This window comes from Serratia sp. LTN-2, from assembly GCF_059740205.1.
Window position 1 is genome coordinate 1 of the sequence record NZ_JCAXDO010000056.1, and the last position, 1,645, is coordinate 1,645.

Consider the following 1,645-nt stretch of genomic DNA (forward strand, 5'->3'; position numbering starts at 1 on the left):
TCCCAGGCCAACAACGGTCTGCTGGGCATCACCGGCAACGCCAAGGGCGCCGCCGTGGCCATCACCGACGGCTCCGGCGCGGTGATTAAACTGGGCAAAGCCACCAAAACTCAGGAGCTGCAGAATGGCAACAATACCCTGAACTTCGCCGCTTACCTGCAGGGTGATACCGCGTCCAACGCCACCATCACCGAAGGTGATTTCCAGGCGGTGGCCGACTTTACCCTGGCGTATAACTAAGCCGCATTAATTTCTTCAATATTGAAGTGAATTAACCATGTTGATGCATGCGGGGCGCCCGCATGCATTTTTCAGGAACGTATTATCAGGGAATACCGTTATGTGGCGTAAAACTCTGTTGTTTCCGCTGGCAGTTTGCCTATTTACCTTCACGGCTGTGACCGCGCAGGCGGCCGGCGCCATTCAGGGCTGGGGCAGGGTAAATATGCAAGGCGCCATTATCGACACCGCCTGCGCCATTGCCGTCGAGAGCCGCGACCAGACCATCGATATGGAAGTGGTGCCGCTGGCGGACATTATTCGCGACGGCCAGGGGAAAATAAAACCCTTCGCCATCGAGCTGGTGAACTGCACGTTCGAACGCGCCAATAATACCTTGCCGGACTGGAAACACTTTCAGGTGACGTTTGACGGCGACGCCGAAGGCGGCTTATTTGGCGTGCGCGGCGAGGCGTCGGGCATTGCGCTGCAAATCAGCGACAGTTCCGGCCATATCGCCACCCCCGGGACGCCGCTGCCGCTTGAAAATATTATTCCCGGCAATATGCGGCTGGATTATCACCTGAAGCTGGTGGCCAACCGCCATGCGCTGAAAGCCGGCGATTATTTTTCCGCTATTCGTTTCAAACTGGATTATTTCTGAGTGGCCGCATGCCGGGACAGGGAAAATATAATGATAAGGGAATGGGATAATGATGATTTCGCCGGTAGCAAAAATAGGCCGTATTAATGCGCTGGGGTTATGCATTGTGCTGGCGCTCGGTGCTCTCCCTACTCTGCTTTTGGCTGCCGATGATATTCAGTTCAACACCGACGTGCTGGACGTGCATGACCGGCAGAACATCGACCTGAGCCAGTTCTCGCGCGGCGGCTACATCATGCCGGGCACCTACGGCATGGTGGTGCACATCAACAAGAACGACCTGCCGGAGCAGCAAATCCCGTTCTACCCGCCGGAGGACGACCCGAACGGCAGCCGGGCCTGCATCAGCAAGGCGCTGGTGGAGCAGCTGGGGCTCAAAGAGGGCGTGATGAAGGACCTGCGCTGGTGGCACCAGGGCGAGTGCCTGGACGAGCGCAGCGTGGCGGGCATGGAGACGCGGGGCGACCTGGCCACCTCGTCGCTGTACCTGAACATTCCGCAGGCGTTTCTCGAGTACACCGCCGAGAACTGGGACCCGCCGTCGCGCTGGGACGAAGGCATTCCGGGGCTGCTGTTCGACTACAACGTCAACGCCCAGAGTCAGCACCAGCAGCGCAGCGGCAGTCGCGGTTACAGCCTGAGCGGCAACGGCACCGCCGGTGCCAACCTGGGAGCCTGGCGTCTGCGGGCCGACTGGCAGGGCAACCTCAGCCACCAGACCGGCAGCGGCCAGCCGACCGACAGGCGGCTGGACTGGAGCCG

General features: G+C 59.7%; 3 protein-coding genes. All 3 read left to right on the forward strand.

All coding sequences use genetic code 11. The features are described from left to right. Nucleotides 1-240, forward strand: a 240-nt coding sequence (locus AC6BYQ_RS28230; protein WP_498057902.1) for a fimbrial protein, incomplete at its 5' end; no start/stop codon positions are given. Nucleotides 241-340: 100 nt separating this feature from the next. Further along, a complete protein-coding gene (locus AC6BYQ_RS28235) occupies nucleotides 341-883 on the forward strand; it encodes a fimbrial protein (RefSeq protein WP_498057903.1) in 543 nt (180 codons plus the stop codon). A 49-nt stretch (nucleotides 884-932) separates the two neighbouring features. Continuing rightward, a partial coding sequence (locus AC6BYQ_RS28240; protein ID WP_498057904.1) for a FimD/PapC N-terminal domain-containing protein occupies nucleotides 933-1,645 on the forward strand: 713 nt, incomplete at its 3' end.

What these genes read in the sequence shown, in the direction of transcription:
- AC6BYQ_RS28235 (WP_498057903.1), top strand. Translation starts at nt 341, where the DNA reads ATGTGGCGTAAAACTCTGTTGTTTCCGCTGGCAGTTTGCCTATTTACC.